16 protein-coding genes are annotated in these 17,181 nt (G+C 73.3%); 8 read left to right on the top strand and 8 right to left on the bottom strand.

Annotated features, from left to right (window positions below; all coding sequences use genetic code 11):
• Positions 1–161: 161 nt before the first annotated feature.
• On the bottom strand, positions 162–1,289 hold the full coding sequence (locus tag BIU97_RS01765; protein ID WP_071256708.1) for an NAD(P)-binding domain-containing protein: 1,128 nt from the start codon (positions 1,287–1,289) through the stop codon (positions 162–164).
• A 159-nt stretch (positions 1,290–1,448) separates the two neighbouring features.
• Here BIU97_RS01765 and BIU97_RS01760 point away from each other — a divergent pair, with 159 nt between their 5' ends.
• The gene (locus BIU97_RS01760; protein WP_071256724.1) at positions 1,449–1,664 is read left to right on the top strand and encodes a DUF3073 domain-containing protein; all 216 of its coding nucleotides are present in this window, start codon (positions 1,449–1,451) and stop codon (positions 1,662–1,664) included.
• 444 nt (positions 1,665–2,108) lie between these two features.
• Here the strand turns inward: BIU97_RS01760 and purM are convergent, their stop codons facing one another.
• Positions 2,109–3,224 carry a phosphoribosylformylglycinamidine cyclo-ligase gene (gene purM, locus BIU97_RS01755; protein WP_071256727.1) on the bottom strand — a complete coding sequence of 372 codons (1,116 nt, stop codon included), beginning with the start codon at positions 3,222–3,224 and terminating at the stop codon, positions 2,109–2,111.
• 74 nt (positions 3,225–3,298) lie between these two features.
• On the opposite strand from purM, the gene purF reads away from it, so the two are divergent.
• A complete protein-coding gene (gene purF / locus BIU97_RS01750; RefSeq protein ID WP_071256743.1) occupies positions 3,299–4,756 on the top strand; it encodes an amidophosphoribosyltransferase in 1,458 nt (485 codons plus the stop codon).
• Positions 4,757–4,840: 84 nt separating this feature from the next.
• On the opposite strand, the gene BIU97_RS01745 is transcribed toward purF, so the two are convergent.
• The gene (locus tag BIU97_RS01745) at positions 4,841–5,236 is read right to left on the bottom strand and encodes a hypothetical protein (RefSeq protein ID WP_139195851.1); all 396 of its coding nucleotides are present in this window, start codon (positions 5,234–5,236) and stop codon (positions 4,841–4,843) included.
• A 176-nt stretch (positions 5,237–5,412) separates the two neighbouring features.
• On the opposite strand from BIU97_RS01745, the gene BIU97_RS01740 reads away from it, so the two are divergent.
• The gene (locus BIU97_RS01740) at positions 5,413–7,929 is read left to right on the top strand and encodes a helix-turn-helix transcriptional regulator (protein ID WP_139195850.1); all 2,517 of its coding nucleotides are present in this window, start codon (positions 5,413–5,415) and stop codon (positions 7,927–7,929) included.
• 341 nt (positions 7,930–8,270) lie between these two features.
• Here BIU97_RS01740 and BIU97_RS01735 read toward each other — a convergent pair whose 3' ends face one another.
• On the bottom strand, positions 8,271–8,633 hold the full coding sequence (locus tag BIU97_RS01735) for a sterol carrier family protein (protein WP_071256972.1): 363 nt from the start codon (positions 8,631–8,633) through the stop codon (positions 8,271–8,273).
• Between the two features lie 57 nt (positions 8,634–8,690).
• Here BIU97_RS01735 and purD point away from each other — a divergent pair, with 57 nt between their 5' ends.
• Together purD and BIU97_RS01725 are read left to right on the top strand one after the other, a co-directional pair.
• A complete protein-coding gene (gene purD, locus BIU97_RS01730; protein WP_071256749.1) occupies positions 8,691–9,959 on the top strand; it encodes a phosphoribosylamine--glycine ligase in 1,269 nt (422 codons plus the stop codon).
• Complete coding sequence (locus BIU97_RS01725; RefSeq protein WP_071256751.1) at positions 9,956–10,825, top strand: phosphoribosylaminoimidazolesuccinocarboxamide synthase; 870 nt, start codon at positions 9,956–9,958, stop codon at positions 10,823–10,825. The genes purD and BIU97_RS01725 overlap by 4 nt, the downstream gene beginning before the upstream one ends.
• Before the next feature lie 89 nt (positions 10,826–10,914).
• Here the strand turns inward: BIU97_RS01725 and BIU97_RS01720 are convergent, their stop codons facing one another.
• The gene (locus BIU97_RS01720) at positions 10,915–12,123 is read right to left on the bottom strand and encodes a PP2C family protein-serine/threonine phosphatase (protein ID WP_071256753.1); all 1,209 of its coding nucleotides are present in this window, start codon (positions 12,121–12,123) and stop codon (positions 10,915–10,917) included.
• A gap of 117 nt (positions 12,124–12,240) precedes the next feature.
• On the opposite strand from BIU97_RS01720, the gene BIU97_RS01715 reads away from it, so the two are divergent.
• Positions 12,241–12,561 carry a hypothetical protein gene (locus BIU97_RS01715; protein WP_071256755.1) on the top strand — a complete coding sequence of 107 codons (321 nt, stop codon included), beginning with the start codon at positions 12,241–12,243 and terminating at the stop codon, positions 12,559–12,561.
• 30 nt (positions 12,562–12,591) lie between these two features.
• Here the strand turns inward: BIU97_RS01715 and lepB are convergent, their stop codons facing one another.
• Positions 12,592–13,251 (bottom strand): signal peptidase I, encoded by a 660-nt coding sequence (gene lepB / locus BIU97_RS01710; RefSeq protein WP_071296894.1) that lies wholly within the window; start codon positions 13,249–13,251, stop codon positions 12,592–12,594.
• Positions 13,248–13,814 carry a hypothetical protein gene (locus BIU97_RS01705; protein ID WP_071296893.1) on the bottom strand — a complete coding sequence of 189 codons (567 nt, stop codon included), beginning with the start codon at positions 13,812–13,814 and terminating at the stop codon, positions 13,248–13,250. The genes lepB and BIU97_RS01705 overlap by 4 nt, the downstream gene beginning before the upstream one ends.
• A 126-nt stretch (positions 13,815–13,940) precedes the next feature.
• On the opposite strand from BIU97_RS01705, the gene BIU97_RS01700 reads away from it, so the two are divergent.
• Both BIU97_RS01700 and BIU97_RS01695 read left to right on the top strand, forming a co-directional pair.
• Positions 13,941–14,720, top strand: a complete 780-nt coding sequence (locus tag BIU97_RS01700) for an SDR family oxidoreductase (protein ID WP_071296892.1) — start codon at positions 13,941–13,943, stop codon at positions 14,718–14,720.
• A 53-nt stretch (positions 14,721–14,773) separates the two neighbouring features.
• Positions 14,774–15,646, top strand: a complete 873-nt coding sequence (locus tag BIU97_RS01695; protein WP_071256764.1) for a VOC family protein — start codon at positions 14,774–14,776, stop codon at positions 15,644–15,646.
• A gap of 332 nt (positions 15,647–15,978) precedes the next feature.
• Here BIU97_RS01695 and BIU97_RS01690 read toward each other — a convergent pair whose 3' ends face one another.
• Positions 15,979–17,070, bottom strand: coding sequence for a hypothetical protein (locus BIU97_RS01690; protein WP_071256767.1), 1,092 nt, complete (start codon positions 17,068–17,070; stop codon positions 15,979–15,981).
• Between the last annotated feature and the right edge of the window lie 111 nt (positions 17,071–17,181).

Genomic DNA, 17,181 nt, shown 5'->3' with positions numbered 1-17,181 from the left:
CTGGCCGCTGGCCGGTTGCTGCTTGCTGCTTGCCGCTCGCTGCTCGCTGCTGCGCTCGATCGCTTGATCGGTTGCCGCTGGCCGCTCGCAGCCGTCCGCCGGCCGCGGGCCGCTCGCCGCTGGGCGCTGGGCGCTGGGCGCTGGGCGCTGGGCTGGGCGCTTCAGGCTCCCGGCAGGGCAGCCAGCGCGTCCACGACCTGCCGGGCGATCACGCGACCGGCACGGTTCGCCCCGATCGTCGACGCCTGCGGCCCGTAGCCCGCCAGGAAGAGGCGCGGCTCGTCGACCGACCGCCCCTGCTCCACGACGACACCGCCGGCCGCGGTGCGCAGCCGCAGCGGTGCGAGGTGGCGCAGGTCCGCGCGGAACCCGGTCGCCCAGACCACGGCGTCCGCGTGCACGTGCTCGCCGTCGGCCGTCACCACCCCGGTCTCGTCCATCCGGCTGAACACCCGTTCGTCGCGGAGCACCCCGCGGTCGATGCCGGCCCGGATCCGCCGCGACACGGGGACGCCGGTCCCGCTGACGATGCTCGGCAGGACCTCGCCGGCGCGCGCCGCACGGTCCTGCTCGTCGACCGCGGCGACCGCGGACTCGAGGTCGAGCGCGGCCGACTCCGCCCAGACGACCGGGCGCCGCGTGAACCACCGTGTCGACCGCGCCACGCCGTCGAGTTCGAGCAGGAACCCGATCGCGCTCGTGCCGCCGCCCACCACGAGGACGTCCTGCCGCGCGAACTCACCCGCGGAGCGGTACTCGGTCGTGTCGAGCTGGCGACCGCGGAAGACGTCGCGCCCCGGGTACCAGGGCACGAACGGGGTTCCCCACGTGCCCGAGGCGTTCACCACGACGTCGGCGACGATGCGGGTGACCGAGCCGTCCGCGCTGCGGGTCGTCACGCAGAGGCCGTCGTCCGCGCCCGCGCGCTCGACGGACGTCACCGAAACCGGACGCCGCACCCGCAGGTCGTAGTGCTGCTCGAACCGCCGGTAGTACTCGGCGACGACGTCCCGCGCCGGTCGGGACCGGTCGGCGTCGTCGAACTGCAGCCCCATCGCCCGCATGCCCGGCAGGTCGTGCACGCGGTGCGCGGCACCGAGGCGGAGGGCCTCCCACCGGAACTGCCACGCGCCGCCCGTGCTCGGCGCGCGGTCGGTGATGACCAGGTCGTCGCCCGGCACGAGACCGAGGCGGCGCAGGTGGTACCCCACCGAGAGACCCGCCTGCCCCGCGCCGATCACGACCACGCGGGCACGCTGGTCGACTGGGTTGTCGCGAGGTTCGGTCATCACTTCGATTCTCCTGTGCACGCCAGCAGTCGCCGCGACGTCCAGATCGAGGTACATGGTAGAGTCATCGGCAGATTTCAAACCACGAACCGTCTGGTTCCCCGAGTGATCCTCCGTCATTCGCCAGGACCGGACCAGAGCCGAACGAGGGGGTCACGCATGGGGCGCGGCCGTCAGAAGGCGAAGCACACCAAGGTCGCCCGTGAGCTGAAGTACTTCAGCCCGCAGACGAACTACGGTGCACTCGAGCAGGAGCTCTCCGCCGGACAACACTCCGATGACGAACTCGTCGACCGCTGGGCGGACCAGTACGGTTCCGACCAGGACGACGTCGACGAGTACGACGCAGAGCAGGACCAGAACAAGTCCGCCTGACGTCGAATGCCGTCACGCCGCGCACCCTCGGGGAGCGCGGCGTTTCTGCGTGCGCGTGCCGTGCCGTCGCCACGCGCTGAGATCGCACTCCGGCCCGCATCCGCGAACAGGTTCTCGGACGAAGTGCGACCTCACCGCCCGATGTCGACCCGGGACGCCCCGGCTCGCGCCCGCGCGACGCACGACGTCCGCTGAGATCGCACTCCGGACCGCATCGGCGGACCGGTTCCGGCACGAAGTGCGATGTCACCGGCGCCCCGCCCCGGCCGGGCCCGACCCCGCGGGGTCGCACGACGTGCCGTCGGCCGGACGCCGGGGTCGCACGAGCTGCCGGGCCGGACGCGCCCGAGCGGCACTTCCTGCGACCTCGGCGGCCAGACCGGCCAAGCCGGACCGGCCAGGCGGCCAGACCGGCCAAGACAGGCCGGACGGCCCCGACGCGCCTCAGACCGCGTAGCTCCCGACGAGCCGCACGGCGCCGCCGTCGACGCCCTTGGCGCCCTGCTCGAAGCCGTCCAGGTCGCGCGCGCTCGTGGCGATGGTGCCGACCGGCCACGTGGGCAGCCCGGCGGCGCCGAGCGTGGCGATGACGTCGGTGGCCGCGGCGGCCGAGACGACGGCGAACATGCCGATGCCGAGGTTCCAGGTGCCCTCGGTGTCCTCGATGGGCGTCCCGGCCATGTCGGCGAGCACGCGGAAGACCGGGAGCGGCTGCCAGGTGGACCGGTCGACCTCGACCCAGGAGCCGACGGGCAGCACACGCGCCAGGTTCGCCGCGATGCCGCCGCCGGTGACGTGCGACAGCGAGTGCACGGCGCCGGGGTGCGACGACAGCAGGTCGAGCAGGGGGGACGTGTACAGGCGGGTGGGCTCGAGCAGGGCCTCGCCCACCGAGACCTGACCGCCGAACTCCGGCCCGGTGAACTCGGGCAGCTGGTCGGTGAAGCCGATGCCGCGTGACGCCAGGATGTGGCGCACGAGCGAGTAGCCGTTCGAGTGCAGCCCCGAGGACTCGATCGCCAGGACGACGTCGCCGTCCTCGACCCGGTCCGCGCCCAACACCGCGGAGGCCTCGACGACACCGGTCGCGGCGCCGGCCACGTCGTAGTCGTCCGGACCGAGCAGGCCCGGGTGCTCCGCGGTCTCGCCGCCGACCAGGGCGGTGCCCGTGGCCGAGCAGCCGCGGGCGATGCCGGCGACGATGTCCGCGATGCGGTTCGGCACGACGCGCCCGCAGGCGATGTAGTCGGTCATGAACAGCGGCTTCGCACCGACCACGACGATGTCGTCGACGACCATGCCGACGAGGTCCTGGCCGATGGTGTCGTGCTTGTCGATCGCCTGCGCGATGGCGACCTTCGTGCCGACGCCGTCCGTCGACGTGGCGAGCAGCGGCTTGTCGTAGGCGTGCAGGAAGGAGACGTCGTAGAGCCCGGCGAAGCCGCCGACGCCGCCGAGCACCGAGGTGGTGTGGGTGGCCGCGACCGCGGACTTCATGAGTTCGACGGCCAGGTCACCGGCGGCGGTGTCCACTCCGGCTTCGGCGTACGGGTTGGGCATGCTGAGTCCTTCGCGGTGACATGGCAGACTTGTGCGGTACCCCCCGATTCTACTGATCTGGAGCACACCCGCGAATGTGCGGCATCGTCGGCCTCGTTGCACAGGGCCCCGCCAACCAATCCATCTACGACGCACTGCTCCTCCTGCAGCACCGCGGGCAGGACTCGACGGGCATCGCCACGGTCGAGGGTCACGTGCACCACATGCACAAGACCCGCGGGCACGTGCGCGAGGCGTTCCGGACCCGCGACATGCGTGCCCTCCTCGGCACCATGGGCCTCGGACACGTCCGCTACGCCACCAAGGGCGCCGCGACGAACGAGGAAGAAGCCCAGCCGTTCTACGTGAACGCGCCGTACGGCATCGTCCTCGTCCACAACGGCAACCTCACCAACACGCGGGAACTCACGCGTGAGCTGTTCGACATCGACCGTCGACACCTCAACACCACGTCGGACACCGAGCTCCTGGTGAACGTGCTGGCGCACGAGCTGCAGGGGCAGGTCCGCGGCGCGAACCTCGACCCGGGTCAGGTCTTCGACGCCGTCGAGCGCGTGCACGAGCGTGTCGAGGGCTCGTACGCGACGATCGCGACGATCGCCGGGCACGGGCTGCTCGCCTTCCGCGACCCGTTCGGCATCCGCCCGCTCATCCTCGGGCACAAGTTCGACGAGGCCGGGCAGCCGGAGTGGGTCGTCGCGAGCGAGTCGCTCGTGCTCGAGTCCGGCGGCTACGAGATCGTCCGCGACATCGCCCCGGGCGAGGCCGTGTTCATCGAGATGAACGGCCAGATGCACGCTCGGCAGTGTGCGAAGAACCCGCGCCTGGTGCCCTGCTCGTTCGAGTACGTCTACCTGGCCCGTCCCGACTCGGTGATGAACGGCATCTCGGTCTACGACGCGCGTCTGCGCCTCGGCAACCGCCTCGCCGACACCATCGAGCAGTACGCGCCGACCGGTGACATCGACGTCGTCATGCCGATCCCGGACTCGAGCCGGCCGGCCGCGATGCAGGTGGCGCAGAAGCTCGGCATCGAGTACCGCGAGGGCTTCTACAAGAACCGCTACGTCGGCCGCACGTTCATCATGCCGGGGCAGGCGGAGCGCAAGCGCTCCGTGCGCCAGAAGCTCAACGCGATGTCGTCCGAGTTCAAGGGCAAGAACATCCTCATCGTCGACGACTCGATCGTCCGCGGCACCACCAGCCGCGAGATCGTCGAGATGGCGCGGGCCGCCGGCGCGAACGAGGTCACGTTCACGAGCGCCGCTCCCCCGGTCCGGTACCCGCACGTGTACGGCATCAACATGCCGACGCGGGCCGAGCTCATCGCACACGACCGCAAGATCCCCGAGATCAACCGGGTGCTCGGCAGCGACCACCTGATCTACCAGGAGATCGGTGACATGCGGGACGCCATCATCGAGGGCTCCGACGTGACCGACCTCGAGATGAGCTGCTTCACGGGCGAGTACGTCACCGGCACGGTGTCGCCGGAGTACCTGTCCTGGGTCGAGGCGAACCAGCTCAGCTAGGTCGCGTCCAGGACGCGACCAGCAGACGGACGGGAGGCCCGTGGCGACACCGCCACGGGCCTCCCGTCCGTCAGGTGGTCGCGGCTACGGCCGCTGGTCGCCGTGCTCGTCGAGTTCGCCGTCGACCGTCTCGGGCGGGAGTTCGACCTCGACGCGCTCCGCCGTCAGGCGGGCAGCCCGCCGCGCGTAGACCCGGTCGAGCACGACCGCGACCACCGCGCCGACGAAGGCACCGATGGTGACGCCCCACAGGCTGAAGTAGCCGACGAGGCTGCCGAAGCTCGACTGCTCCTGCTGGCCGCCGAGGTTCATGGTGAGCGACACGACGACGAGTGTCGCGATGAACCCGAGGACCGCGCCGCCGACGATGAACACGCCGAACTTCGGCGCGCGGCGGATCGTGACCTCGTCCGAGGAGGCGACGGCGTTCGGCGCCGGGGCCACGGGCGGCTGGTCGTCGGGGCGATCGGGGGTGCTCACGATCCCATTGTCCCCCACTGTGGGACGTGCTCCGGCCGGTGTCCACGGGGCGATCCGGTGCAGGATGGTCCGAACCCGTCGTCGAACGATCGCAGGAGGTGGTGCGGGTGCCCGAACGGACGGTCCCCGGCCACGGCCGCCCGCCGCGCCCGCCCGCGCGCGTTCCGTGGCCCCTGTTGCGTCGCCGCGAGGAGGACCGCGCCGTCGCCGTCGTCGCCCAGCACCGCTGGAGCGTCGCGCTCGTCGGCGCGCCCGGACTCGGCAAGACCACCGTCGCCGCACGGGTGACCGACCGGGTCGTCGAGCGCGACCCGACCGACCGCACCGTGGTCGTGCCGATCACGGCCGTCGCCGCGAGCCGGTCGATGCCGTTCAGCGCCGCCGCGGAGCGGTTCGGCGAGCTGCCCACGACCCTGTCCGAGCTCGCGGACCGCGCCGGTGCCGAGGCCCGGCTGCGCGCGATCGCCGAGCTGCGGGACCGTGACGTCCTCATCCGCGTCGACGACGCCGACCACCTCGACGCGATCTCGGCGCGCTACGTCGCCTGGCTCGTCCGCGAGCAGGGCGCCCGGATCGTGCTGACGTGCCGCGACTTCACCGCGCTGCCGGAACCCCTGCGCGCGCTCTGGCAGGAGGACCTGCTCGAACGGATCGACCTGCAGCCGCTCGCGCTGCACGAGACGGCGGCGCTCATCGCCGAGGCGCTCGGTGCGCAGCTCGAGACGGCCTCGGTCGAACGGGTGCAGCGTGCGACGGCCGGCAACCCGCTCTACCTGCGCGAGGTGGTGCGTGCGGCGCGGACGTCCGGCGCCCTGGAGCACACGGCCTCCGGCTGGTACTGGCGCGGCCGGGTGACGGCGTCGAACAGCCTCGCCGACATGTACCGGACCGAACTCGGCTCGCTGCCGGAGGACCTGCGCGACGTCGTCGACATCGTCGCCCTCGCGGACCCGATCCCGTTGGCGCGCCTGCTCGGACTCGTGAGCGGCGGTGACGTCGACCGCGTCGTCGCGCTCGGACTGGTCCGCATCGACACGGTCGAGGACGGCGCCGCGGTCGTCCGGCCGTCGCACCCGCTCGTCGGCGAGGTCATCCGCGGCCTGGTGCCGGTCGCCCGGCGCTCGGCGCTGTTCGCGCGTGCGAACGCCTTCCGCGCCGACCGGCCGGAGGGCGCCCCGCCCGCGGCGCGGCTCCGGGCCGCGCTCTGGTCGCTCGAGTGCGGCGTGCTGCCCTCGGTCGAGCAGCTGCTGGACGGCGCGCAGGTCGCCGCACGGCTGCAGGAGCACGAGAGCACGCTGTCGCTGACCTCGGCGGCGCTCCGCACGACGCTGCACCCGACGGAACGGGTCACGGCGCTGTGCCTCCGGTCGCTGGCGTACGCCTACTCGGTCGGGCGCGAGGCCGGACGCGCCGACGCCGAGGCGGCCTGGGCCGTCGCACAGGCGTCGAGCGACGAGGTCTCCGACGACGCCGTGATCCAGGCGTGCGAGACCCTGGCGAACACCCGGCAGTTCCACGACGACGACGTCGACGCCGCGGTGGCCCTGACCGACGCCGCCGTCCCGCTCGTGTCCGGCGACGCCGTCGAACGGCTGCGCCTGCTGCGGTTGAGCCACCTCGGCTGGGGCGGACGGTTCGCCGAGGTCCGGGCCGAGGTCGAGCGGAGCGGGATCGTGCACGCACCGACCGTGCCGGCGTCCTTCCTGTGCCTCGCCGCCTGCGCCGTGATGGCCCTGGCGACGGAGGGTCGACTCGACGACGCCTCGGCGTTCGGACGCCGGGCGCTCGCCACCGCGGTCGAGCACCTCGAGGACTCCCCGTGGAGCGTCGGGGAGATCATCTCGGTGCTCCACCAGGTGCAGGTCTGGCGGGGCGACCTCGCCGACCTGTTCACCGAGGTGCCGGTCCGACGCTCGAGCCCCTACCTGAAGTACGACTTCACGCTCGAGCTCATCGGCGAGGGCAACCTGGCGATCGGGCAGCGCCGCTGGGACGACGCGATCACGGCGTTCACGGCGGCGTGCGAACGGTACGACGTCGCCGACCACGGCGGGTTCGCGGCGTACCCGTGGGCGCGCCTCGCGATGGCGTACGGCTTCGCCGGGCGGGCGGAGGACGCCGCCCGGGCGCTCGACCGCGCACGGACCACGCCGCTCAGGGCGATGCGCATCACCGGCGAGCTCATCCCCACGACGATCGCCTGGGCCGAGGCCGTCATCGGCAACCCCGCCGGAGCGCTGCACGCCGACGAGGTCATCGCGCGGAGCACCGAGTCCGGGTCCTGGACCGCGGTGATGTACGCACGGGCCCTGCACTACTCGACCGACCTGCTCGCGGGACGCGAGGCGGGACCGTCCCTCGACCGCCTGCGCGAGGCGGCCGCGCGCATCGAGGGGCCGCTCGCCGCCGCGGTCGTCGAGTACGCCGACGCGCTCCGGTCCGGGGACCGCGTCCGGACCGTGGCCGCGCAGGGCGTCCTCGCGTCGCACGGCATGGCGGTCGCGGCGAGCCGGGCGAAGGCACCGCTGACGAAGCGCGAGTACGAGGTCGCCGAGCTGGCGGCGGGCGGACTGAGCAACCGGCGCATCGCCGAGGTCCTCGGGCTGTCCACCCGCACGATCGACGCGCACCTGTCGCGCGTGTTCGCGAAGTGGCAGCTGCACGCCCGGTCGGAGCTCGGCGAGCTCTTCTGAGGGCCGTCGCCGCGCAAGAACGTTGCGGATTGCAGCACGACTCGCCGCGCCGGTTGACACCTGACGTGCAAGGTCGCGTACCTTGGTGCTTGTCGCCGGGTTCGGACCCGTTCGGGTCGGGTCCGAATCCCGGCGACTTCAAGCCTAGGCAACCGGTTGCACGATACGCATCGGTAGCGACTACCTAATTCGCGCGGACCGGTCGGCACGGAGCGCGACCGGGTCGCATCGCCGGCCGGACGTCCCGTCGTCCGCCGGGCCGGGTCGGTCGACCCGCGCCACGACGGCCGGGAGGCCCGAGGCGGGGCCGTCACGGGCCTCCCGTCCGTCGACCCGGCGGTTCAGAGCGCAGCGTGCACCGGCAGGAAGGCCGTCAGGTCCGCGCGCGAGCCGGACGCGCTGACGCGCGCCTGCGCGACCGCCTCGTCCCAGGTGAGCACCCCGGTGGCCAAGGCGAGCCACGTGGACGCGTCCGTCTCGACCACGTTCGGGGGCGTGCCGCGGGTGTGGCGCGGTCCGGGGACCGCCTGCACCGCCGCGAACGGCGGCACCCGCACCTCGACACTGTTCCCGGGGACGTCCTCGGCGAGCCGCTGCAGGGTCCAGCGCACCGCGGTCGCGAGCGTCGGCCGGGCCGTCTCCCCCTGCTGCACGGCACGCAGTGCCGCGATCCCGTCGGCGTCCTCGATCCTCCTGGGTGGCATCTCCACAGGCTAGCCGTCGCATCGCGGCGGGCGAGCCCGGATCGGTAGGGTGATCGGGTGCGAATCCTCGTCCTCGGTTCCGGTGCCCGCGAGCACGCGATCATCACGGCCCTGCTCGCAGAGCGCGCCGGTCACGTCATCACGGCGGCTCCCGGCAACGCCGGCATCGCCGCCGACGTCGAGACCGTCTCCCTCGACCCCACGAACGGCGCCCTCGTCGCCGAGTACGCGATCGAGAACGGCGTCGAACTCGTCGTCGTCGGTCCCGAGGCACCGCTCATCGCGGGCGTCGCCGACCCCGTCCGCACCCGCGGCATCCCGGTGTTCGGCCCGGGCAGGGCCGCCGCGCAGCTCGAGGGCTCGAAGACCTTCGCCAAGCGGATCATGTCCGAGGCCGGGGTGCCCACCGGGCGGCCCGTGTACGCCGGCACCGTGGACGAGGCCGTGGCCGCGATCGACGAACTCGGCGCCCCGTACGTCGTCAAGGCCGACGGGCTCGCCGCCGGCAAGGGCGTGCTCGTGACCGAGGACCGGCAGGCCGCCGTCGACCACGCCACGTACTGGCTGCAGCACGGCCACGTCGTGGTCGAGGAGTTCCTGGACGGCGAAGAGGTCTCGCTCTTCTTCCTGAGCGACGGACACGACGTCCGGGCGCTCAGCCCCGCGCAGGACTACAAGCGACTCGGCGACGGCGACGTCGGCCCGAACACCGGCGGGATGGGCGCCTACTCGCCCCTGCCGTGGCTCGCCGACCGCTGGGGGAGCGAGCAGGCCTTCGTCGCCGAGGTCACCGAGCTGGTCGCACTCCCCACCGTCCGTCGCCTCGAGCACGAGGGCACCCCGTTCGTCGGACTGCTCTACTGCGGGCTGATCGTGACCGAGCAGGGGGTCCGGGTCATCGAGTTCAACGCCCGGTTCGGCGACCCGGAGACGCAGGTCGTGCTCCCCCGCCTGGCCACGCCGCTGAGCGGTCTGCTGCTCGCCGCGGCCACGGGGCAGCTCGGCAACGCACCCGCCCCGGAGTTCCGCGACGAGGCCGCCGTCACGGTCGTGCTCGCCAGCGAGGGCTACCCGGAGAACCCGCAGACCGGCCGCGCGATCACCGGCATCGACGCCGCCGACGCCCGCGACGGGGTCTCCGTCGCGCACGCCGCCACCGGCCTGCTCGACGACCAGCTCGTCGCCACCGGCGGCCGCGTGCTCAGCGTCGTCGCCACCGGGTCCTCGTTCGCCGAGGCCCGCGAACGCGCCTACGCCGGCATCGGCGACATCACGCTCGCCGGCGCGCAGTACCGCACCGACATCGCCGCGAAGGTCGCCCGGTGACCGCCGCGCCGCGCGTCGCCGGGTGGGACCACGTCTCGTCGGGCAAGGTCCGCGAGCTCTACGTGCCGACCGGCACCCCGGACATCGCGAGCGCCTCCGAGCTGCTGCTCGTCGCGTCCGACCGGGTCAGCGCCTACGACTTCGCGCTCGAACCGCCGATCCCCGGCAAGGGCGAGCTGCTCACCCGGCTGTCCCGTTTCTGGTTCACGCAGCTGAGCGACGTGCCGAACCACCTCATCGGCCCGTCCGAGGGCGGCACCCCGGTGCCCGCCGACGTCGAGGCCCGCTCGATGCACGTGATGCCGCTCGAGATGTTCCCCGTCGAGTGCGTCGTCCGCGGCTACCTCGTCGGCAGCGGCTGGGCCGAGTACCAGGAGACCGGCAGCGTCTGCGGCGTGCCCCTGCCCGAGGGGCTGTCGAACGGTGACCGCCTGCCCGAGCCGATCTACACCCCGGCGTACAAGGCGCCGCAGGGCGAGCACGACGAGAACATCTCCTACGAGCAGACCGTCGACCTGGTCGGCGCCGAGGTCGCGGCGACCCTGCGCGAGCTGTCGCTGCACGTCTACACCGAGGCGGCGGCGATCGCGCTCGACCGCGGTGTGGTGATCGCCGACACGAAGTTCGAGTTCGGCCGCGACGCCGACGGCCGGATCCGCATCGCGGACGAGGTCCTGACGAGCGACTCGAGCCGGTACTGGGACGCCCGCGCCGACGCCCGCACGGACTCGTTCGACAAGCAGATCGTGCGCGACTGGCTCAGCGCCAACTGGGACCGGCAGGGCACCCCGCCGGTCCTGCCCGACGCGATCGTGGCACGGACCGCGGCGCGGTACGCCGAGCTGATCGAGCGTCTCGGGGCCTGACGGCGGGCGCGCTGCGCCGGCCGGCGCTGCCCGGGTGTCACCGACGGGTCGGCCCCCGGCGGCAGGCGTCGGACGTCAGGCGGCAGGCGTCAGGCGTCGCGAGCGACGACGACCACCGTCAGGTCGTCGCCCGGGTCGTGCTCGACGGCCCGTTCACGCACGCGCTGCAGGAACGCGGGAATGTCCGGCGACTGCCGGTACAGCGCACCGAGTTCGGTGAGCGACGCCAGGGTCGAGTCCCACAGCTCGAGCGCGCCGTCGCTCACGATGATGAGGACGTCGCCCGGCCGGAGCACGAGCGAACCCGACGCCCGCTCGATGCCGACGGGGTGCAGCCCGATCGGCAGGTCCGAGGAGCGCAGGACGCGCTCGGCCCCGTCGTCGCGGAGCTGCAGCACGAGCCCGTGCCCCGCGTCGGTGAAGTCGAGGCGCCCGGTCGACGGCGTCAGGCGTCCGTGGAACATCGTGGCGAAGGACTCGGCGCGGCTGAGCTCCGGGGCGACCTGCGCCTCGAGCTCGGCGACCGCGACGTCGGGCGCCGTGTCCCCGCGCGCGAGCAGGCCACCGCGGATGGTGGCGGCGAGCAGCCCGGCCGACATGCCCTTGCCCATGACGTCCGACACGGTCAGGTGCACGGAGTCGTCGCCGGAGCGGTGCCAGTCGTGGAAGTCGCCGGAGACCACACCGTGCGGCACGGACATGCCGGCCAGGCGGTAGCCGGGCACGTCGATGGCGTCGGGTTCGAAGCCCGTCAGCACGGAGCGGAGACGGTCCTCGTCGGCGCCGGCGGCGAGTTCGCGCTCGGCCCAGGTGCCGAGCTCCTGCAGCAGGGAGACCTCGTCGGCGTCGAGCGTCCGCGGCTCCGGGTCGATGAGGCACAGCGTGCCGACCTTCACGTGGTCGTCCCCGATCCGCAGCGGCACCCCGGCGTAGAAGCGGACGTTCGGGTCCTCGACGACCATCGGCATGTCGGAGTACCGGGCGTCGACGCGGGCGTCCGGCACCAGCACCGGACCGTCCTCGCCGAGGGTGCGCCCGCAGAAGGTGTCGAGCAGCGGGATGGTCGGCCCGAAGTGCGCGTCGCTCTGCTGGGACTTGATCGTCACCGTGGAGGTGCCGGCGAGGTTGAGGAAGGAACCCGAGACGCCGAAGGCCTCGCGCGCGATCCGGGTGATCCGTTCGAAGCGTTCCTCGGGGCCGCCCTCGACGACGTCGAGCGCAGCGAGCAGCGCTGCGCGGCGGACCGCTTCGGGCGAAGCACTGCCGAGGGCGGTCGTCGCTGGATCGGTGTGGTGCATGCCTCCACGCTAACGCGCCGAACGGACAGAGGGCGTCCCCCCATCGGAGGACGCACACCCCCAGTAGGCGGGGAACCGCTGGCCGGGCACCCGCCGACGCCGGACTAGCCTGGACCGGTGCCCCGTCCCGTCGCCCCCGCGCTCGCCCTCGCTGCCGCAGCGCTCCTGACGCTGGCGGGCTGTGGTGCTCAGGACTCGACCGGGCAGATCGCGGTCACCGTGTCGTCGAACGCCGCTGAGCACCCCTACGAGGTCGAGGTCTTCGCGTCCACCGGCGGGCTGTCCGAGCACCAGCGGGTGTTCCCGGGCGGCACCGCGTCGTTCGCGGGCGTGCCGCTCGGATCGGTCACCGTCCGGGCGGGCGACCTGTGCCCCCGGACGGCGAAGGTCTCGAACGGCGCCGTCGCCCACGTCACGTTGACGACGACCGGCTGCTGACGCCCCGCCGGCCCCACCCGCTTGCCGCGGTCAGGGTGCGGGGACCGCGTCCCACTCGTCGCCGTACCGCGAGAGCACGGTCCAGCGCGACACCGGCCACGTGGTGACGAACGCGCGCCCGACGACGTCGTCCACCGGCACCGTGCCGTGCACGCGCGAGTCGGCGGAGTCGTAGCGGTTGTCGCCCATCACCCAGATCCGCCCCTCGGGGACGGTCACCGTGAAGTCGTCCGCCGCGACCCGGTCGGACCCGGGCTCGTGCACCACGTACGGTTCGTCGACGGCGAGCCCGTTCACCGAGAGCCGTCCGGCCGTGTCGCAGCACGAGACGGTGTCGCCGGGCAGCCCGATGACCCGCTTGATGAGGTCGTCGCCCTGACCGGTGCCGAGCCACCCGCCTGGGTCCTGGAAGACGACGACGTCGCCGCGCCGCAGCGGCACCAGGCCCGGGACGAGTTCGTTGACGAGCACGCGGTCACCGACCAGCAGCGTGTTCTCCATCGACGCCGAGGGGATGTAGAACGACCGGACCAGGTAGGCCTTCACCAGGAACGAGGCCAGGAGCGCCACGACGACGATCACCGCCAGGTCGCGCAGGAACCGCCACCCGGCGCGGCCCGGCCGCTGCTCGGCGCCGGCCCCGGACTCGGACTCGGACTCGGACTCGGACTCGGACTCGACGGCACTCAATGCGTCAACACCACCTTCACGAAGCCGATCACGAACGCCAGGGCCGCGAGCACGATGCCGCCCCAGAGCCCGAGGAACGTCGGCTGCTTCCCGCTGAACCGCTGCATGAAGACCCCGACCAGCCCGATGCGGACCACCAGGATCACGAGGGCTGCGGTCTGCGCCCACTCGGCGGGCACCCACTCGAGCCAGGCAGCCGCGTAGAGCACCGCGGGGATGAGCCCCGAGGTCGCGATCGGGTTGGCGTTGCGCGTGATCGTCACGACCGACTCGCGGCGCACGGCGTCGGGCACGATCTCGTCGGCACCGAGTCCGTGCGCGACGAGGTGCGACAGCACGTGCGCCAGGTACGTCAGCACGGCGGTGGCCAGGACCGCCCAGACGGCGGACCCGTGGCGGATCGCCTCGGGATCGACCGCGATGGCCGCGGCGAGCACCGTGATGTTGCCGTAGATGTACGACGACATCCGGTCGCGGACGTGCTCGATCGGCAGGTCGCGAGGGTCGGGACGACCGCCGCGGGGTCCGCGCCCGCGCGGGACCGGTCGTCGTGTGCGTGGCATCCGTCCATCTTGGCCTCCGCAGCGCCCGCTTCGCCGACAGGACACCGAGTGCGATGGCACCCGCGTGTCCGGTTCCGGCAGACTGGCTCGCGACCGGTGCACCGCAGCACCGGAGGGGAGGCCCGGATGACGTCCGAACGACCGCTCGCGTTGGTGACCGGCGTGGGCCGCAGGGCCGGGATCGGCGCTGCGCTCGCCGTCCGGCTGGCGACCGACGGCTGGGACCTGGCCATCTCGTGGTGGAGCCCGTACGACGACCGCGTGAGCGGCGGGGCGGACCCGGACGGGATCGACGCCGTGGTGCAGGAGTGCAGGGCCGCGGGTGCACGGGTGACGCGCCTCCCGGTCGACCTGGAGGACCCGGACCAGGCGGCCGCGCTCGTAGGCCGCGCCGAGGCGGAGGCGGGCGCGCCCGTCACCGCACTCGTGATGTCGCACTGCGAGTCGGTGGACTCGGACTTCGCGACGACGACCGTCGAGTCGTTCGACCGGCACATGGCCGTCAACGCCCGCGCCCCGTTCCTGCTCGTGCAGGCCTACGCGGCGAGGCTGCGTGCGGGTGCCGACGCCCCGCGCGACCGCCGACGGGTCATCGCCCTGACGAGTGACCACACGGCGTTCAACCTGCCGTACGGCACGAGCAAGGGGGCGCTCGACCGGCTCGTCATCGCAGCCGCGCACGAGCTCGCGGACGTCCACGTGAGCGCGAACGTCGTGAACCCGGGGCCGAACGACACGGGCTGGATGACGGACGAGATCCGGCAGGCCGTGGTCGAGCAGACCCCGGGCGGGCGGCCGTCGACGCCGCGCGACACCGCTGCGCTCGTCGGGTTCCTGTGCGGCCCGGACGGCGGGTGGGTGAACGGGCAACTGCTCAAGACCGACGGCGGGTTCAGCGCCCGGTGACCGTGTGCGCTCATTTGGTTGACGCGTCAACCAAACCGGCGCACACTGGGGACATGCACACGCAGGACCTCCTCGCCGCCACCACCGGGATGGGCGCCGTCACGCTCCGCGTCGCGGACCTCGACCGGATGATCGGCTACTACCGCGACGGCATCCGGCTCGCGCTGCTGTCGAACGACGGCGGCGTCGCCGTCCTCGGTCGCGGCACCACCCCGATCGTCGTCCTCGAGCACGCGCCGTCGATGCAGCACGCCGGCGCGCACGAGGCCGGGCTCTTCCACACCGCGATCCTGTTCGACACGAAGGCCGACCTGGCGGCCGCGTTGTACTCCGTCGCGACGCAGTACCCGCAGACCTTCACCGGCAGCGCCGACCACCTGGTGAGCAACGCGTTCTACTGCACCGACCCCGAGGGCAACGGTGTCGAGCTGTACTGGGACCGCGACCGGACCGAGTGGTCGTGGACGCACGGCATGGTCGACATGGCCACCATCTTCGTCGACCCGAACGCCTTCCTGCAGGAGAACCTGAGCGCCGCGGCGCTGGAGTCGGCAGCGTCGGCGCCGGGACGCGTCGGGCACGTGCACCTGTCCGTCGGCGACGTCGCCTCGGCCCGCGACTTCTACGTCGACCGGCTGGGCTTCGCGACCACGGCGGCGATGGGCGACCAGGCCCTGTTCGTCAGCGCCGGCGGGTACCACCACCACATGGCGATGAACACGTGGAACTCCCGCGGGGCCGGACGTCGGCAGCTCGCGCTCGGGCTCGGCCTCGTGCGCATCGAGGTACCGGGGGCGGACGACCTCGGGGCCCTCGTCGCGCGCATGCACGACACCGGGGTGCAGACCGCGGACGACGGTCGGACCGTCGCGTTCGAGGACCCGTGGGCGAACCGCATCGAGGTGACCGCGCCGGGTCGCGGCTGAGGGCCGGGTGGGCGCGGCGGCGGTTGCGGGGCCGCGCGGCGGCGGGCGCGCGGCGGCGGGCGTGCGGCGGTCGCGGGGGCGCGCGGCGGCGGTCGCGCGGCGGCGGGTTGCATGCGAGCGCATCGTGCGACGACCCACGGGTCGATCGACGCGTGCTCCGTCGGAGGATACGCACGCATGTGATGCACGCGCATGTTCCGACCGTGCACGAGACGATCGACGCGTGGTCCGTCGGACGATGCACATGCAAGCAGTGCGGCGAACGGGTCGCTCGGAGGCACGGAGCCACGGAGCCACGGACCCACGGGCCCGCGGAGCCACGGGCCCAGCGGTCAGCGTGCGCGGAAGTACCGGTGCAGGGACCGCTCACGGACCATCGCGGCCGCCGCGGCCCCGCCGACCAGCACACCGACGAGCCCCATCGCCGCGACACCGACCGCCTCGACCACGATCGGCACGGCGTCCGCCGGTCCGAGCCCGCGGACGGCCACCACGCCGACGGCCACCGCCACGCACGACCCCACCGCTCCCCACAGCCCGTGTTGCAGCACCAGACCGAGGGCCTGCGCGCTCCGCGGGACACCGACGTGCAGGTCGGACGCCAGCGAGAGGCGCCGACGCCCGACGGACGCAGCACCGACCGCCATCCCGGCCGCGAGCGCCGCACCGAGTGACGCCGCCACCGGGTCGTTCGCCGCCGGGGTGAAGGTCACCCCGGCGCGGGGGTTCAGCTGCCCGACCGTCGGACGGGCCTCGTCGTCGGCACCGGTGCCCGGCAGGACCGTCCGCCGGAGCGCCGCGAGGGTGTCCTCCCGTTGCGGCCACACCGTCACCCAGCACGCATCGAACGCGCGGCCGTCGTCCGGGGTCGGCGCGAGGAGCGCGTACTCGAGGTCCGGGTCGCGGCCGTCGTCCGGGTACGGGTACACACCTGCCACCGGCGGCCCGGGCCCGACCGACGTGCCCGCCGCCGTCACGAGCGTGTCCCCGGGCGCGAGGCCTAGCGACTCCTGCACCGACGGGGACAGGACGACCCCGACCGACCCGGTGGCACCGGCCGCGGACCCGACGACCGCCGGGAAGCCCGCCGTGACCTCGTACGTCGGCACCGCCGAGCCGGGCAGCGCGGCCGGCACCGTGCCCTCCTCGAGCCGCCGGAGCGCCCCGGATGCCCGGACCCCCTCGGAAGCCGCAAGCGCGTCGCACGCACGGCCGTCGATCCGCCCCTCGGCACGCTGCACCGTCGTAGCCGCCCCGCTCGCCACGTAGTCGGCGGCACCACGGACGTCCGCGGCGAGCGCCGTGGCGCGGAGACCGACGACCCCGCCGACGAGGACCGCGAGGACGAGGGCGCCCGTCGCCGCCCACCCGGCACCCGTCACGACGTCCCGCCAGGCCTCGCGCGCGACCTCCCCGAGCCGCATGTCCCGTCGTCGACACGCATCAGCGGCCCGGGGCCGGTCGGGCCGCCTCACCGGTACTGCCCGAGGTCGAGGACGGAGTCGCACGCAGCTCGGGTGTCGTCGTCGTGCGTC

Source organism: Curtobacterium sp. MCBA15_009, from assembly GCF_001864895.1.
Taxonomy (GTDB): Bacteria; Actinomycetota; Actinomycetes; order Actinomycetales; family Microbacteriaceae; genus Curtobacterium.
This window is presented reverse-complemented; position numbering and strand designations above follow the sequence as displayed.